Source organism: Hymenobacter aerophilus DSM 13606 (assembly GCF_000382225.1).
Classification (GTDB): Bacteria; Bacteroidota; Bacteroidia; order Cytophagales; family Hymenobacteraceae; genus Hymenobacter; species Hymenobacter aerophilus.
The window spans coordinates 32,062-49,678 of sequence record NZ_KB907825.1 but is presented as its reverse complement, the minus strand read 5'-3'; the positions used below and the strand labels follow the sequence as shown (position 1 = coordinate 49,678).

The following is a 17,617-nucleotide window of genomic DNA, read 5'->3' as shown; positions in this document are numbered from 1 at the left end:
GCATCAGCGCGTGTACTCGCTGGCGCAGGCACAAACGGTACTGCAACAGGCCGTGCACCTCTACAACTACCAGCGTCCCCACCTGAGCTGTGACATGCTGGTGCCGGATCAGGCGCATCAGAAAGAGGGGAAGCTGAAACGGCGATGGCGCAACTACTACCGCCAGCAGGTCGTGGACGATAGCGTGGTCAACGAAAAAACGGACTAACTTCGGTTGGTCAATAGAAATCCGGACTAACAACAAAAACGGTCAACGCTTTTCAGGACGGGTCAAAATATACACGGTTCACGAAAAGGGTCCTTTTTCTGAACTTATAGCTGAGCTAACTAGGTAATTTCGGTAGTGCTGTTCTTCAGAACCTAGAATTCACAGCCCAAGGACTTAAAGTCCATCTACTACCGGCTAATACACCTGTATATTGGTCGCCAGTGGATGCAGAGAAACTTTTAGGCCATCTTTGTAGTACAGAATCTACTATAACACCCTGCCTTTCAATCTATGAAACTGCGTGATCGATACCCTCAGTTGCAAAATCCCGCCGTGGTGAAAGCGATGGTAGTGCGTTCTGTGTATGCGTCCATGGCCTTGGAGAATCAACTGGTGTCCGTCGAGCGATTAGAGGCGCTCTATGATCAAACCAATTCTCCTACTTCTACAGCGGCTGTAACTGTTCGTGGATGAGGGCTTGTAGCGGGGCGAGATTATAGTCGTCTGCCTGCCGGATTGCCTGCAGATACCGGGTGCGCCCTTCGCCTTGTTCCCGCCGATAAAGAATGACCTCCTGAAAGCCGTAACCGTAGGCCAGCAGATTGGTGAAGAGGCGTGCCGTACGGCCATTGCCGTTAACAAACGGGTGAATCGCTACCAGTCGGTGATGGGCGTAGGCTAACACGGCTGCCACCTGCTCCGCGGTTGGTTCTGTCGGCAGTAAGACTTGCCGGTGCCGTAGTTCGTCGATGAATTCATAGAGTAGCAACGGGACTTGATGGGCAGGCGGTGGTAGGTAGGCACCCACATTGGGTATTTGCTTTCGCCACTGGCCGGCCCAGTCGTAGAGGTGTTGGAAAGCCCGTCGGTGTAAGTCCTGCAATAAGCTGACCGACAACTCCACGGGGTACTCTATTTCCTCCAGCAGATAGCGCTCCACCTGCGCGACGCCCAGCGCCTCCTGCTCGTTGAGTTCGTCTTTGCTGGTCAGTCCGAGTAGGTTGTCTTCCGGCGCGTCGGTATAGTGTCCCATAACCCAAAGTTAGTGCTTGCTGCTATGCATCCATCCGCTTAAGAAGCCGCTGGACAGTCATCGGAAAGAACTTCCCTCCCCTTCTGGTGCGGTAACCCGACTCGTTTAGCTCATATGCAATCTGCTGGAGTGTGTGCCCCTGCCCCTGCAGCAAAGCGGCTAGGCGGGCGGCCTGCCGGTTGCCCTGGTGGGTGCGGGCATTGGCCTGTCGCACTTGCTTGCCCTTATCCACGGCTTCGGAAGTAAGGTTAGCGGGTGTACCCAGTTGAAAGCCCCGCGCCTTCTTGGCCGTCAGCGCCTCGCGGGTGCGCTTGCTGATGGTTTCGCGCTCGTGCTGAGCGATGACGGCAAACAAGCCCACGGTGAGCGTATTGGCGTCGGGCATGTCGCAGCAGACGAAGTCGACGCCCGAGTCGCGCAGCGCGAAGATGAAGCCCGCGTTACGGGAGAGTCGATCGAGCTTGGCAATGAGCAGCGTGGCCCCGACCCGACGGGCCTCCGCCATGGCAGCCGCGAGCTGAGGCCGCTGATTGCGCTTGCCGCTCTCTACCTCCACAAACTCCGGCCCCAGCCTCCCCTCCCCCACTGCCCCGGCAAAGGACATCACGGCAGCGCGTTGGGCATCGAGGCCGAGCCCGGACTGCCCCTGCTTCAAAGTAGAGACGCGGTAGTAAGGAATATAGTATTTCACTTATAAAGCGAGCTGATTTAAGAAAGCTTGTGCAAAGTACGCTTTATAACGTTTTACAAACGTCCGTTTAGAAAACGTTATAAAGTGATTTTTTTACTATTCGCCGGCTGCTTTTTATACTAGACTTATGAAAGCAGTAAACCAAGCGCATTCATCACCCGGGTGATGGAACGGTGAAAACTCAGTTAGTGCAAAGAACCTGTATTGTTGAGCACGGTCGAAGCATGGTATTCCTGAAGTTACTATTTGACGAGAACTATCAGAGGAAGTCATGTCAAGTTTTTGCACGTAAAAACTTGACATGACTTCCTGCTTCTACTCTAATAGGAGTCTCTCTTCCCACGTCAAACTCCATTAACCAGCGCATCCGCCAACAGGCACAATACTTTCCGGTGGTTGAGCTGCTGACATACGCGGACGTAGCAACCAATCCCGCACAATTCGGAGCGGTGGCCGCAGCATCGAGCCGATTAAGCCGGTAAGGGGTGCTGGTACGCTATGGAGAAATGCTAACTCCCTCAATCCGGTCGCTTCGGTCCTCTGCATCTCTCCGAGGGCTGGAGTGTCGAGCAGGTCGAGAAACTCATGAATGTGAGAGCCAAGCACATTAATAAATGGCTGAACATCAGCGGCGTCTAATGGAACGCTAACAGGTGCTGATAATGGCTGGTAGTGATGGTGGGGAATGAGACAAAACCGGCATAACGTATGTCCAGACATTCACTCTGATTTACAGCAAGTTAATCTTGCCGTTCAATATAATAAAGATGATCTTGACAGCCTTTATCGTGTTGAAAAGCAAGATTAACTTGCTTTTCTGGTTGATATATACTTTCTTTATAGGGAAGATAATCAAGAACATATGGAAGTATATAGTTTCGCAAACAGAAAAGGGGGAGTCTCCAAGACCAGTAGCGTGTGGGCGGTTGGTCAATTACTTGCCCAAGCCGGACACAGAGTGTTACTAGTAGATGCGGATGCTCAAGCTAGCCTGACTAGGTGTCTGCCAGTGGTAGATTCGATGAAAAGCTTAGCTGCCGTCATGGACTCGAAAGCACAATTGCTTGACGTCATGCAGCAGGTAGGAGATAATCTTTGGTTAGTAGCAGCCACAGAAGAGCTGGTAGTAGCCGAGAAAGTTTTGGGCGCAGACCTAGCATATCCGTTGTTCTTTAAGAAGGCTTTTAAGGGCCTCAACAAGCAGATAGATTACATACTTATTGACACCCCACCTGCACCTAGTTCTCCTTTAACTGTAGCAGCCTTAACCGCTTCAACTAAAGTGTTTGTGCCTACGTCACCAGAGGTATTTAGCTTTGACGGTGTGACTAGCCTTCTGGAATTGGTAACCAAAATTCAGGATAGTTATAATCCGGAATTGGAAGTAGGCGGTGTTTTCTTAACCAAGTATTCGCCGACATACCGCCGTGGGCTACACCATGCTTTTGTCAAGAAAATGCGTGAACGGTTTGGGTCACTGGTGATGACGACCACCATCCGCGAAAATGTGGCAATCCCTGAGGCTCAGGTGCAACGGCAATCTTTACAGCAAACAGCTCCTGGGTCTAATGCCTTGACAGATTATACAGCATTGACTAAGGAAATATTGTCAAGACTGTAAAGGCAATAAAGATGATAAAGACAATAAAGACAAACAAGATTGTAAAGTCAGTATAGACATGGCTAAAGCTAAATTCGACCTCGACCAGCTTATTCCTTCGCCCGACGAACTCCTGTTAAAGCCCAAAGCAACAGTAGCATCCGTGGCGTCAACTGTAGCTCAAGAAGCAAAGGAATCAGTGCTTATTAAGTTTTCTAACCAACTCCCTGCCGAAACGCTACAACGCCTGCAGCAATTCTCCTTTTGGTCACATGAGACTATTGGTGACGTATTAGATGCAGCTATTACTGCTTACTTAGAGGGTAAACCAGAAGCAGACCGCGCGCTACCAGCAAAGCAAGCCGCTCGACGTCGTCGGGGATAGATGACATAACAGCGAGTCGTCTGGCCCTCAGGAAATATCTGCTTCCTGAGGGTTTAATCCGTATAAAAAAGCACAAAAACAAATAAATTTTATTACTATAACATACCTATAATCTGATTAAATCCTGGGATTTAATCACTTTCCTATTTTTATACCTATTTGGTAATATGCTACACTAAGAAGCCTGGCACTTGAAAATCATCTATTTTACTGCTTTATAATATTCGGGGAATACCGTTTTTAGTAAATTAACAGCTGTAGCGCCAATATTATCGAAGGGTTTACTTTTAGTTTCGTACTCCACCAACAAAGGGTGAGTAGCTTTCAACAGCTTATGATACTCAGCTTCTGTAGGCAACACTTGAATAACTTGCTTGATCTGAGCCTCAGTAAGTTTAAGCTTGCGTAGTCGCTGGGCTACACGCTCGTGTTGCGGAGTGATTGAAGGTTGCTCACACTGCTGGGCAGGCTCGCCAAGCGGCAACTGCAGCTGACGCGACTGTAGCTTAGCAGCCACATAGCTAATATGAAACTCCACAGAGTCGACGCTACGGCCGACCTTATTCTCCACGACGGATATTTCGAAGTTCAACTCGTTGAGTTCGGCCAACGAAGGTTTGAGTACATTTTTGCGGTACTCTGAGTATTGCGGGTAGGCGGAACCGCCTGTTGTCAGCCGACGCAACTCTTCCACTGCCACCGTATGTGGACTCTTGAACTTCCACATCTGCATAAGCCAGTAGTAGCGATGCGTATTCACGCTTCGGATACTCAGCAAGTCGGCCACCTGGCCTAGTGTAAAGTTATCAACCAAACTGGTCAGGTAAGGCATTACATCGGCCGAGAAGTATCCTGATACTGTACCGGCACCACTATCCAACTGCAAGGAGTGCGCCAACGGCACCTTATGATAGTCCTGCTGACGGTTGGGCATGGGCAAATCAATACGAATGGCATCTAACCCATTCAAAGCCGCATGCAACAGTTTGTAGCCCCGGCCACCGATGGGTTGTTCCCCAACAAGATCGGCCAGCGGTACTACGATACGGTTGGTACCAGGATCATCACGGCGTAGTCCACGCAACATGAGTACGAAGAGACGGGCCTCCATCAGTGTCATCGCCCATGGGCTATCTATGAGCACATTGCTTTGGGCAATAGTATCAGTAGCATGGCGCAGGGAGGCGGGTTTATTGAGATAGGAGGGAAGTACCTCTAAAAGTATCTCACTATCCTCACTAGACATCTGTGACTCTGCTTTCGCCTTGCGCACAGCCTCATAGGCATCAAGCTGTGACTCAAAGTATCCGAGGCTCTTGGTCTTACCGTTTTTCCGGTATTGTCCCTTCCATTTACCACGGCGCTTATCAAAGGTGGTACCAGGTAGCTGTTTTTCAGACATAGCAAGCTGTTTTAGCAGACGCTAATGTATGATATTTTGAGATAGTAAGCGAGATATTATTTATTATTATCTCAAAGGTACTTCGTTCCTATCTCAAAGGTACTTTGTGCCTATCTCAAAGGTACTTCGTGCCTATCTCAAAGGTACTTCGTGCCTATCTCAAAGGTACTTCGTGCCTGTTTCGAGCTTGTAAACATTTGAAAATCAAATAGTTAAAGTGATCTTAATTGTTAATAGATCAATTGTTTAATAATTGAATAGGGTTCATTTTTTTTAGAATTGAGTTTTTTTAAAGATTGCTATCAAGCGCATCAGCAAGACGAGGAGTATCCTTGACAAGTATTGGACATCCAAGCCGTAATTAAAGACCAAATGAGTGTCAAGCTTAGTTTGGATCCTACCAAACTGCTCGTTCTGGGATAGTTGGCACCGAGGCGCGGAATCATGTATGTACATGATACCGCGCCTCTCCTTTCTATCGAAGAAATTAAATGACAGTGAGGGGCTACACACAGCTACAAACTTGTATCAGATAGTTGGATGTTAAAAAAGCCAATTATCTGACGCAGGAACTATAAACCTGCAAATAATGGAGCCAATTGTACGTCGTAATAACGGCACAAAATGATGAGTGTCCGCATGGTTACGTTTACTGGCTTTGCTTCTAATCGACCAATGTGTATTCCGGTGGCATCGTAAACCTCTTGTTGAGATAAGTTACGAGACAACCTTACTTGCTGTAAGCGTTGCACTAAGGTGCGAATAACACTATCACTTGAGGCCTCCTGCATGCTTTCCGCAAGGTCAGGGGCTTGTGTCTGCTTGTCAATTACATATTTGTCATTATCTTAGCCTTGAGATTATAAATCCCCTTGCCTAAGCATCCACTCTTTAGAAGAAAAAATCTCTAAAACGTGGCCATGAGCCCTGATTATACACTTGAATATGCGTTCAAATTTGACTCCAGACAGCGACGGGAACGAGGGCAAAAAGGTCCCTTTGCACTGCCTGCCTAGGCCTACGGGCCGCACGCTACAGGCGATAATCGCCAGTCATATCCGCCCTGATGGTGAACCAGGACTGCCCGTACGCGAGCTCACCGCCGCCCTACACATCGGCACTGAAAAGCTCAAGGTGGCCCGAATCCAGCCTGATTGCCTCACGCTGGCGAGCTTGTTTGGGCTGGCCAAACGCATGGGCATACCACCCGGCCAACTCGTGGCCGACGTCTTTCACCAGGTCGGCCAGCAACGCCAGAGCACCCACCCACCCGCGGCCCCTGAACCGCGCAAGCAGCGTGCCCGCCCAGCTACCCCTTGGCCGTCCCCGGACAAGGCAGCAAGCGAGGCCATGGCGCCGCAAACAGCCCTCCCTCCGGCCTTGATCGAGGAGGCAGAAGTGGTTGCTGGCTCACCCGCGCTGGGTAATGAGCCCCAGCCGGACCCGTCCGCCACCAGTTTTGCCGCCCGCCCGGTTCGTGCAGTCGCCTATGCCGACGCCACGTTCCCACAACGCTCACGCGCCCTGGTCAGCGTGCAGCAGGAGTTAAGCGCCTATTTTCCGACCCTGCCGTGGTTGCGCTGGGCCAAGGCACTGGATGCCCTGCAGCCGCCGCTGTGGGTGGAAGGTGAAGACGAGCCACAGGTGACGCTGGATCAATTGGCCCTGCAGCAACTGCTCCAGCGCCTGGCCTGCACCGAAGAGCTGGCCCCCCTGGAAATGACCATCCACACGGCGGCATCAGGGTTGATGGCCCGCCGCCTGGCTAAGTATGCGTGCTGGGCCGTGCTGGCACTGGCTGAGCTGGAGCAACAGCCTGCGGCCTACGGTGGCCGGGTGCGCGAGCTCATTTTCCGGCTGGCCAGCGGCCATCCGACCGAGGAGGATGTGTTGGCCGCCTTCGGGGAGAATATAGCGACCCTGAACAGCGGAGCCGAGCCCCGGCCGGTCGAGCTGCTACCAGGCTCCCCCGCCGTGATGGACCGCATCTGCCGGCTACGCGGGGCCCCTGGCGGGCCGGGCAGTTTTGCCCGGACACCTACCCCAACTCAGCCCGCCAGGCCATAGCCAATGCCCGGCTACCCAGCCCGCTTCCGCAGCTGCCCCCTAGTCGCCCCATGGGCCATACACTGCCTGACGGCCATTCAAATAGCCGAAACCCACCAGCCAACTTACCCCACTCCAGCCACATGAGTTCCGATTCCATCCCCCCAGACAACCGCCCACAGCCGGCCAAAGTCACCCCCAAGAAGCGCCCGCCAAAGCCTTCGGGCCGGACGGTAGAAGAATGGATTTCTTCCTTCGATCGGGCCGATGGCAGCCAGGGCGTACGCGTGCGCGAACTGGCGCGCAGCATGGGCATGGCTGCTGAAACCATCAAGGTGGCCAGGGCGAAGCCGGAACTGCTCTCGCTGGCCAGCATTTTCGGGCTGGCCAGCGAGCTGGGCATAACGCCCGATCAACTCATCGCCGATATCTTTCATCAGGTCAGCCTTCGCAACGAACTGGGCCTGCTCAAAACCAAGCGCCGATAAGCCGGGCGCTCGCTTACGGGTGGTAGTTAACAGGGCGGTCCAACCGGCGCATTGTAGCAGTTGGTTGGTTCCCCTTGCGTACCGGAAAGCCAGTAGAAGAGTCTAAACGGTCCGGTGAGTGGGTGAAGCCATTCCGGGTACTGCTTACTGGCTACATCAGCGGCTGAGCGAACGATACGCTCGCTGATAAGCCAAAAGGGCCGTTTTTGGCTCTCATTGCCCAGTTTGGAAGCGCGCATATGGGCTCCAAGCGCCGTTTGGACCGCCCTTTCAGCTAAGGCTACTACTGCTGCGCTCACACCCTGACAGTGAGGAGCAGCAGGAAGGCAACAATCCGTACCAGGGAAGCAGGAGCCCACCGGTAGTCAGCCGAAAAAACACTTTTCAGGGCGGGTTAACAGGTTGCGTCACCGTTGCCATGCCCCCCATCTGATGAGCCGCCAGCAGGGCAGGCAAAGCAGCCGGCCATTAGCCATTGCCAGGGCAGTAGGAACTGGTCGGTCGGGGAGAAGCCCGTCAGCGAGTAGCGCAATTCCTATTACTGAACCTGCCGCCATACCGACGCCTCATTTTGCCAGGTTAACGGGCCTGTTCGAGGGCCTGGTAGAGGCGGGAGCGCGAACCGCTACTTAGTTGGTGATAGCCCGCGTGGTGGGTAGCCTCGGGGCGTACCTGACCTACGCCGCTATCCGCCTGCCTGATACCGTGCGGGCCCTGGTCCTGGCCTGGGTGAGAGCCATGGCATCAGGCCGCCTGGTGCCGCTGCTGGAGTTGCTCGCAGTCCTGTTCTAGGTAGTGCCCGCCTGCCCCTGCTTGAGAAGCATCCACCTGACGAAAGGGTGGGGCAGCCGATGAGATGACCAGGCACTTCCCATCGTCCGTCGTCTCGTGCAGCCCACGTGGCGTTTAGCAGAACGGATGGGATAAAAGACCGCCAGTAGCCACGCAGAAAGCCAAGCAATGAACCAGCAACTGGTGCAATAACCTGTACTCAGGTTGAGCTGCGACGCACAAAAAGAAAAGCGCGCTGTGCGCATAGCACGACGCCATGCAAAGAGCATAACCCAAAGAAAGCGGTGGTCTGTAGGCTCGAACCGGGAGCCATTCTGCTGATTGAACGCGTCGCCGAGCGGGCGGGGGAGGCCAAACGCCAGGTCGTCAAGCAGGTGCTTGGCCGAGCGCGGAGTAGCCTACGCGGCGTGACCATTGCGACCGGCGTGGGAGGGGTAAGCCGTGCGAAAGCTTGGGCACCTTGCGTAGCGGCTGGCAGAAGGCCGCGAGCCATTTCAGCACGGCAAGAACGAGCGGGGAGAAGTGCCCGGGTTTGTGAAAAGGAGCAGCGCCTTTGGTCACTTACCCGACTCCGGTGCTGAACCCGCTTATCAAAACTGAAGTGCCTGAGCAACGTCGTGTAGCTACCCGACCTGGGCAGACGGAGGAGCGTCAGCGGGGCCGAACATCGCCCTCGCTCCAATCGAGCCGATGGCTGGCTACACCGACCTGTTCGACGTTAAGGTAGAAGTCAGGTGTGTCTATGTAAGCGGGAAAAGAAAGGACAGTGGACAATGCTTCGTGCTTCCCCACGGAAGGGCAAGCAGACAATAACCAGCCGCCGTTGGAGCAGGGGTTACGCAGCGTCGGGAAGGTAGCTGGGGTGGCTGAGGGGCGCAAGAAAGGAGGCAGGGAGCTGTTGCTTGTTTACCTCATGCTCACTTGATTTTCCTGCTTTGGTCGAGGCGGCCAGCTGAGGGGCGGGTGCATCGTTTACTGATAACTTTCCTTAGGGTGAGCGAGTAGTGTGCTGATGGCTGGACGAACGAACTGGTGGGGCGAAATCAATTGACTTTAGGCGCTTCTGCTACTTCAACCCAACTGAGTAAATGCTTTGTATGCTCGGGTAAAGCGTAAGCAACATCAGCCGCTTTTGATGATTCACTTTTTGCGGAATCACGAATTCGGCGTCAGGATTTTCGGCGCTAGTCTTAGAGTTGGGTACGTCCGTTCGTGAGTGGAAAAACGAACGGTGGGCGAGGTAGTTCTTTTGCCCGAAGAAAGGAGTGGGCTGGACCCGAGGGTGCGATAGAAGCTAGGGCGGCAAGGGCATCCTCAATGCAACCGAAGCCTGAAAATCGGATGCTTTCTTATCCCACTGGCTATTTGATTTTCCCGAACCAACGTGAGGGGCAGAGCTTAAACGCGGGCTGAAAACAAGGCGCGTGGTTGTCGACTAGAGACGAGTTGTGCAACTGGAAAATGAGCGGAGTTCAGTAGGGGAAAGTTGAAAGCAGGCCGGCGTTTTGCTGATTGGAAACCGTGCGAGAGAGTCGGTAATGATGACTGGTTTGGGTAGCAGGTCAGGTCAGCGTGAGCAGCCATAAAACAGGAGCAGCAGAAGCCCAAGACGGGGGCAGTGAGGGCAAGGTCAGGAGAAGGATAGGCAAGGCGAATAGAGGTAGCTGGAAGGAGGTAAGGCTGGCATACAGGTGCGGAGGATAGCCAGCGATAGGAGAGCCGGCAAACGAAGTGGTAGGAGAGCAGCGGAGGGGGCCGAGGGTAGCTGAAGTAGCCAAGAGTAGCCCAAGAGTCCCAGAAGCAAAACAACGGGCAACATAGCAACGATTCCGAGTCCATCCCATACCTTACGATTAAGGGTGGGTAGCAGCCTAGTACCGGATTCACGAAGCAGTAGTCGTAGTTAGCAGGAGGAGGGGCTACCGCCCGCGCTATCGCGCTGATTACCAGACACTAACATAGTTAGTGTTTAATTATATGAAATAAGTGTCTGATTGTTAAGGTGTAAAGCATTAATGTAGCTTGTTTTATTGCCGTTCTATTGGCGCATTTATCAATTAGTTACAAGATAGTTTAATTTTTGAAGTTAAATAAGTGATTGTCAATATATAAACCATTAATATGGCCCCATGAAACAGCCAACACAGCCCGCTAAAGCAGCACGGCGAAAGCCAGAAACGAAAATCGGTCGCAAGGTTACCCGTGGACAGGGCAGGGCCGTTGGTTTAGATGACGTAGCCTATGCCCAGCTAGGAACTGCAGCTACTAAACACAATGTCAGTAAGGGAGCTTTTGCCAGCGCAGCAATCCTGTATTTTTCAGAATTAGGCGTTGACCCTACAGTAGAAACAGCTGGGTCAGGGCTTGCGGAGGTAACGGAAAAGCTGGCAATGCTTACGACGAAAGTGGGAGAGATGCAGGAGACGGCCCGCAAGCAAAGTGCTGACATTGGCAACCGGGTAGTGGGTATGTGGCGCACGCTGGAAAAGAACCTGTACACGCACCTGGCCACGCAGCAGTCGGCTACGAATTTGTACCTGGAAGCCATTGAGGAAAACCTGCTGGGCAAGCTGGCCGCCACCGAGTCGCAGCTGCTTTGGCCGCTCATGGAGCGCGTGCTTGGTGGCTCAGCAAATGGGTTGATGGCTCGCAGAATGACGGCTGAGTTATTAAAACTTATGGGAGAGTTGGTACCAGATTCTAAGGTGCCACTTTCCGTTCGCAATGAATTTAATCAGGAGCTGACGGAGATGTTGGACAGGAAAGTTGTGCAACAATCCAGAGAACTGTTGGACGGACTAAAGCTGACGGAAAGGGCCAGAACAAAGCGGCCAGTTGTTACGGTCGCGCCGGCCTCGGCTCTGCCGCCGCCCAAGCCAAAGCCGGCGCCGGATTCGCCACCGGCCCAGCCGTAATTTCCTGGCCAGTGCTGGACAAATTACCGCCCAGCACTGGCCAGATTCTATCGCTGGGGCAGCAGATTTTTTGCCGAGTTGGGTAATTATTTTCGCTCCAACTGCCGCTTGATTTATTCTTTTTTCCTTCCACTAACCCATGCTTTACGCCAAGGTTCTGAACCCGGCCACCCACGGGAAAAAGGTGTACGCCAACAACGGCTCGGTACGCCGGGCTACCAACTACCTGGAGCAGGAAGCCAAGCAGGCCGGCCAGTCAGGCGCTGAGTTCTTTGGCACCGAAGCGGCGGGCAGACTCAGCGCCGACGACGTGGTGCAGCTACTCGACAACAACCACAAAGGGCTGGGCAAAGACGCCGTGAAGTTTCACTCGCTGGTGCTCAGTCCCGACCAGGAGCAGCTGGCATTGCTGGGTAACGACCCCCAGAAGCTGCAGGAGTTTACCCGCGCCGCGATGGAGCTATACGGGGTGTTGTTAAACAAATAGGGTAAAACCTCCGACTCGGGCATACCACTGCCTGGATTTCCTAATTAGCGACCTGTTGGACAATATGTTATCTGGCATGTGGCCGGAATGATAGCCTTAACGTTCGTTTTCGCTAGCCACTTTTGATTGCGTTAAGGTGCGTGTAATACTATCGGGTTTCCGATGCGCTTACGCCGATTTTGCACCTTATCACGAGCGACAGGGCCATTTGGCCACGGACTCGGAGGTTTTACCCTATTTGTTTAACAACACCCAATTCTGGATTGGTGGCCGGCAATGCTGCAGCCAATTCTTTAAGGGAGCCATTGATGAAGTGCGGATGTGGAATACCGCTCGCCCACCTAGCCTAGGGGCCGTTACGGAAGGAAGCGTCCCCTTCGTTACGCGCAACACCTATAGTGGGGCCGGCACGATGCTGGCGACCGAGAGCACCGATGAAGGACGTACTGAATATGTGTACGCTCGCGACGGCCGCATTCGCTTCTCGCAAAGTGCTCTGCAAAAGCAACAGAGTCGTTTTTCCTACTCCAATTACGATGAAGTGGGCCGGGTAGTAGAGTCGGGCGAATACCAGATGGCCAGCGGGCAGGGCCACGTGTTCGAGAATCAATTGCCGAAAGTAGTGGCCTACGAAGCCGAAAGCGCGGCGAGCGATAGGCCGACTGCAACGAATTGGACTGGTTACCGTGGCACTGGCTTTATTGGGGATCTTACCGTGCAAAACCGGTACGTGAACTTCTCCATTACAGTACCCACCGCTGGTCGCTATCCAGTCCTGATTCGCTACGCTTCAGGCTTGGGTGGGGCCGACCGGACCATGCCAGTCTACGTAAACGGCAATAAGGTTGTCGCTACTTTTCCGGTAACTAACTCCTGGAATACCTGGGCGAGTCAAGTAATCGACGTGCAATTACAGGGGGGCAACAATACCATCCGGTTTCAGCACGACGGCGGGACCAACGACGGCTGGATCAACCTCGACTACATTGAAATAACCGAAAACAAGACCCCCACGGGCACCAGCGTTCTGACGCTACTTGAAGAGCGGATGCCCGTTAACAGCCTGGCTTCCGCCCGCTGCTCACAACGCAACCAGGTCTGGTACGATGAGCCACTATCAGATACGGAAATTAATGGCCGTACGCAGGATTACGTGCTCGGAGCCGTAGCCAAGACATCCAACGGCACCAATACTACATGGTACAGTTATGACGAACTGGGCCGTTTGACATGGCTGGTCCAGAAAGCATTCGGCACTGGAATAAAGTCGGTGGATTACACATATGATTTAACGGGTAACGTGTTACAAGTGGCCTATCAAAAGGGTCAGGCTGATGCGCTTTACCATCATTACGCCTACGACGCCGACCGCCATTTGCGCACGGTGCACACCAGTCTCGACGGCGCTACTGCCAACCAAACGCTTCAGGCGCGTTACTTTTACTACCTGCACGGCCCTCTCAAACGAGTGGAAGTGGCCGACCGCCTACAGGGAATTGATTACGCCTACACCGTGCAAGGCTGGCTCAAGAGTATCAATAATTCGCAGAAAAGTCTGGACCCCGGCCAGGATAGCCCGACTGCCAACGGCACCCTAAAGGACTTGTTCGGCATGAAGCTAGATTATTTCTCCAACGACTATAACAGCCGCCAGCTAGCCAGTAACAGTCCTTACATTTCGATTAACCAGAACGAGCCCCGATACAGTGGTGCTATACGGGCAAATAGTTGGCAAACGGCTGCCGCCGACAAAATTCATGCATATGCCTACCGCTACGACCCAAAAGGGCAGTTACTGGAATCAGTGTATGGTCAGCTATACGGTGGCAGCTACTTCAGCAGTGAGAGTGCTTATGGAGAAGGTAACCTAAGCTACGATACGCACGGCAACATTCTGAGCTTACGTCGTCACGATAAGGCTGGTACCGCCGTGGACGATTTTAACTACGAATACACGGCCAATACTAACAAACTGGCTACCGTCAAAAACCAGAGCAGCCAACCGGTACTCAGCTACGAGTATGATGTAATCGGACAGATGACTCGCGAATCGGAAGCCGGCAAGGGCGATAAGTATTTGCGCTACGACGTAACGGGCAAAGTAGTCGGGGTTTACCGCGACGCCAGCTTTGTCAATCAACTGGCTGCTTATACCTACAACGACCGGGGCTATCGTAGCAGCAAGGTAGTGTACTCACCCCAGGGCGCAGCCCAGAGTACCACTCATTACGTTACTGATGCCCAGGGCAATGTGCTGGGTACTTACGAACAGGCCGCCGGCCAGGCCCTGGCCCTGACGGAAAGGCCCATCTACGGTTCCAGCCGCCTCGGCACTATCACTCGCCTCAACAAGCGGGCGGGCACTCCTGATACGCTCGATACACGCTACGAGTTGAACGACCAGTTGGGCAACGCTCGAGTCATCTTTCACAAGCCCGTGACAACCCGCTACCTGGCTACCATGAATCCTGGCCAGGCAGGCAGCGAGGAGCAGCAGTTCCAGAATTTGCCCGCTACTCGCCGCCAGGACGCCGCCAGGGCCTATGACGACACCTATGTGGCAGCTATCAGCGGCATTGGCGAGGGGCCAAAAAAGCGTCTGGCGGTGCAGAAGGGCGACACCGTTACTTTCTCGGCGCAGGCGTTATACTTCGGCGCGCCCATCGCCCGGCCCTCGCTGTTGCGCATAGCTCCCCTGGCCACGACGGCGGCGGTGCTGGTTCCACTACCCGGCTCGCCCGGCATCGGCACTAACGGCCCCGACGGCTTCCGCACTAAACCTAACCTGCTAGGGCGGGTGGCGCTGGGCGTTAGCATCACAGGCTTGGCCGGCAAGCTGCAGGAGCGAACCACCGTTACGACAGCGTTGCCTGCTCAGCTTATCCGCTACCGTTTCTACAATGAAAACAATGAGCTGAAAGCCGAAGGCATCCGCTACGTAAGTGGCAGCCCTGAAGCCTGGCAACAACTCCAACTCGGCTTCCGGGTCCCCGACAGCGGCACACTGGAGCTAACCACGCTCAACCAGTCATTCGATTACGCTACCTATTTCGACCACATTGAAGTCGAGCATACAAGCAGTGCCATCGTGCAGGAGCAACACCAGTACGCCTTTGGGGCGCCTATTACGGGGCTTAGCTATGCCGTTGGCAACAAACGCTACCGCCACGGTTACCAAGGCAAATTTGCCGAAATGGATGAGGAAACTGGATACGATAGTTTCGAACTACGGCTCTACAACAGCCGCATTGGCCGGTGGATGTCGTATGATCCTGAGGGACAATTTAATTCGCCCTATGTAGGTATGGGCAACAACCCTGTGTCGAGTGTGGACCCGGATGGGGGATTTGCTGGCGGGCAATTAACGCTGGGGCAAGTTATAAAGGCTATTGGCGGATTTGGTGGCATTACCAAAACAGGTGTAGGCACATTGCAGTATTTTGCGAATGCTTCTTCAACACTGGGAACAGCATTTAGAAATGGAGCAGTGGGAATAGGGGGGGCAGTTGCGCGAATCAAAGGAGTAGGAGATGGAAAATATTCTAAAGAAACTACACAAGGACGATTATATTCATATAGTTATGAAAAATATGCTTATAGAAATATGTGGAGAAATAGTTTTGGTAACGAAGGCCAAAGAAGAGAGAATGCAGCTGCGTTGACTGATAAAGGAGTTTTTGTTTTTCCAAACATAGGCAACACTGATATTTATTCTTATTTGAAACGCTCTAATATAAAAGGAGAAAGTAATAAGATATTTATCGACGTATTAATAAAAGGAAAAGTTATGAGATTACATATCAGAGCATATGCTCATACTCATCCGAATGGAAGCGGAACCAGGTTTTCTGATGGCGATAAAGAAAAATTATTAAACCTTCCTGTACCTCTTTTTTCGATCGGAGGAGGACCTAATGTAAATGATTTACAATGGGGAAATATTTTTATTGGCTCTAACGGAACGGGCGATCCTGGTGGCTATAAAGATGGAGAGGCAGGACGTACTTCTGATTTACTAGATTTAAGTACCGACATATTACTTTCTACACAAATAGATAAATTGAAATAATAGATGAAGAACGTCGTTTTACTCCTATTGACTTTGCTGATCAGCACGTGTACGCAAAATCAAAGTAATGATTGTGACTTTTTAAAAAATAGTTACATTAGAAATAAAATAAATAATTATATTCTCAAAAACAATAAATCAAAATTGGGTATTTATTACATATTATTTAAAAAATTGAATGATTCGAGTGAAATAGAAATGTCTTCAATGGTATTCAGATCACAGGTTGAGGATTTGGAACCTTGTCACATAACTAAATTGCACGGACAATATATTCTAATTAAATGTGATAAATGTAATAATCATCTCGAAATCAATGGTGAGATCAATAATTACTTATTAGATGTTAATGAAGAAACAGAAGTTGTCCAACCTAATGGCGATACCATTATTCATCACACTGATTTATTATATAATCCGGAAATTATGAAAATAAAATTTAAGAATTAAATAAATAAAATTTAAACTAATATATTTAGTTAAAATTATAAATTGTCATATTGGCAAATAGTTGCAAATATAAATGCATTTAGTAACTCTAAAATAAATTAAAATTTTCATAAAAATATATTTTAATTACTTTATGTTTATGTATATATTAATTTTATTGTAATAAATAAAAATATTTCCTTTTTAGGCACATCGCCAATAGCAAATTTTCATATGTTGTAGAAAGAACGGCGGTAGTGTAAACGCGGTGATAGTAATTCGGTTCACATTGCAAAAACATGATTATATGAGCGTAAAGCCTACTTCCCGAGCGAATAAGCCAGCGGATATCACCACGTTTTATACTGCTGCCAAAAAAATTAATAAAACAGATAGGCAATTAAAAATGCTGACGAAAATATGATGAGTAATATCCACTCAAAAAGCAATCTGATTGTCTTAATAACAATAGTGATGGGTAGCCTGCTCATGGGATGCAGACAATCTATAGCTGAAACATCTTATCGGTCCTATTTGCAAGACACTAAGAATGGTCTCACTCTGACGCGTGAGCTGGAGGAGACTACTACTATATGTGCTTACCGTCCGCCCGACCTATTAGTAGCTCAAGAACTGAATACGGCCGAGCAAGTAGCTACTCCTGTTATCATTGACTCCCTACGCCAGACCTATGCCGGCAAAACCTATATTGCCCTGTCATTAGCGCAACAAGGACAAGAGATAGAAAACCAGTTCATTACTAACCAGAATGCGCTGGCTCAGGCCGTTTCCTACCTCAATAATGGCATTGTTCAGGATGTATTTCTAGCCCCCCTCAGTACCCCTACTGATTCGATGACTGCCTATGCGGCAATTTACCCTCGCCTCTATGGTGGCACAGGCCGCTCCACGGTGCTGCTGGTGTTCGATACTTCGCGCATCGACTTAACTAAGGGATTCCGGGTAAGCTACCGCGACACACAATTTCAATTAGCCCCTGTCAGCTTCACCTTCACAGCCGCCGCCCTGTCCGCCCTTCCTGTTCTTCGCTTTTAGCCGCTCCCAAGTAATT

General features: G+C 51.4%; 13 protein-coding genes. 9 read left to right on the top strand and 4 right to left on the bottom strand.

Annotation, left to right across the window (positions count from 1 at the left end):
* Positions 1 to 208: integrase core domain-containing protein (locus H145_RS0115775; RefSeq protein WP_026351484.1), on the top strand; the 208-nt coding region annotated here is incomplete at its 5' end.
* 445 nt (positions 209 to 653) lie between these two features.
* Here H145_RS0115775 and H145_RS0115770 read toward each other — a convergent pair.
* Both H145_RS0115770 and H145_RS0115765 read right to left on the bottom strand, forming a co-directional pair.
* Positions 654 to 1,241: a Fic/DOC family protein gene (locus H145_RS0115770; protein ID WP_019949124.1), complete on the bottom strand. Its 588-nt coding sequence runs from the start codon at positions 1,239 to 1,241 to the stop codon at positions 654 to 656.
* Between the two features lie 22 nt (positions 1,242 to 1,263).
* On the bottom strand, positions 1,264 to 1,932 hold the full coding sequence (locus H145_RS0115765; protein WP_033426343.1) for a recombinase family protein: 669 nt from the start codon (positions 1,930 to 1,932) through the stop codon (positions 1,264 to 1,266).
* An 862-nt stretch (positions 1,933 to 2,794) separates the two neighbouring features.
* Between H145_RS0115765 and H145_RS0115755 the strand changes: the two genes are divergently transcribed.
* Positions 2,795 to 3,553 carry a ParA family protein gene (locus H145_RS0115755; protein ID WP_071595218.1) on the top strand — a complete coding sequence of 253 codons (759 nt, stop codon included), beginning with the start codon at positions 2,795 to 2,797 and terminating at the stop codon, positions 3,551 to 3,553.
* A gap of 58 nt (positions 3,554 to 3,611) precedes the next feature.
* On the top strand, positions 3,612 to 3,917 hold the full coding sequence (locus H145_RS24260) for a hypothetical protein (protein ID WP_157541674.1): 306 nt from the start codon (positions 3,612 to 3,614) through the stop codon (positions 3,915 to 3,917).
* 202 nt (positions 3,918 to 4,119) lie between these two features.
* Here the strand turns inward: H145_RS24260 and H145_RS0115750 are convergent, their stop codons facing one another.
* Complete coding sequence (locus H145_RS0115750) at positions 4,120 to 5,319, bottom strand: replication initiation protein (RefSeq protein WP_019949120.1); 1,200 nt, start codon at positions 5,317 to 5,319, stop codon at positions 4,120 to 4,122.
* A gap of 572 nt (positions 5,320 to 5,891) precedes the next feature.
* Positions 5,892 to 6,110 (bottom strand): helix-turn-helix domain-containing protein, encoded by a 219-nt coding sequence (locus H145_RS25065; protein ID WP_071595217.1) that lies wholly within the window; start codon positions 6,108 to 6,110, stop codon positions 5,892 to 5,894.
* Positions 6,111 to 6,852: 742 nt separating this feature from the next.
* Between H145_RS25065 and H145_RS24255 the strand changes: the two genes are divergently transcribed.
* The 6 genes from H145_RS24255 (at position 6,853) to H145_RS0115710 (ending at position 17,601) form a co-directional block, all read left to right on the top strand.
* Positions 6,853 to 7,386 carry a hypothetical protein gene (locus H145_RS24255; protein WP_157541672.1) on the top strand — a complete coding sequence of 178 codons (534 nt, stop codon included), beginning with the start codon at positions 6,853 to 6,855 and terminating at the stop codon, positions 7,384 to 7,386.
* 122 nt (positions 7,387 to 7,508) lie between these two features.
* On the top strand, positions 7,509 to 7,853 hold the full coding sequence (locus tag H145_RS0115735; protein WP_019949117.1) for a hypothetical protein: 345 nt from the start codon (positions 7,509 to 7,511) through the stop codon (positions 7,851 to 7,853).
* A 2,921-nt stretch (positions 7,854 to 10,774) separates the two neighbouring features.
* Complete coding sequence (locus tag H145_RS0115725) at positions 10,775 to 11,560, top strand: hypothetical protein (RefSeq protein WP_157541670.1); 786 nt, start codon at positions 10,775 to 10,777, stop codon at positions 11,558 to 11,560.
* A gap of 139 nt (positions 11,561 to 11,699) precedes the next feature.
* Positions 11,700 to 12,047, top strand: coding sequence for a DUF5712 family protein (locus tag H145_RS0115720; protein ID WP_019949114.1), 348 nt, complete (start codon positions 11,700 to 11,702; stop codon positions 12,045 to 12,047).
* Positions 12,048 to 12,285: 238 nt separating this feature from the next.
* Complete coding sequence (locus tag H145_RS0115715; RefSeq protein WP_157541668.1) at positions 12,286 to 16,116, top strand: CBM35 domain-containing protein; 3,831 nt, start codon at positions 12,286 to 12,288, stop codon at positions 16,114 to 16,116.
* Positions 16,117 to 17,079: 963 nt separating this feature from the next.
* Entirely contained in the window at positions 17,080 to 17,601 is a 522-nt protein-coding gene (locus H145_RS0115710) for a hypothetical protein (RefSeq protein WP_157541665.1), read from the top strand.
* The last annotated feature ends 16 nt before the right edge of the window (positions 17,602 to 17,617 follow it).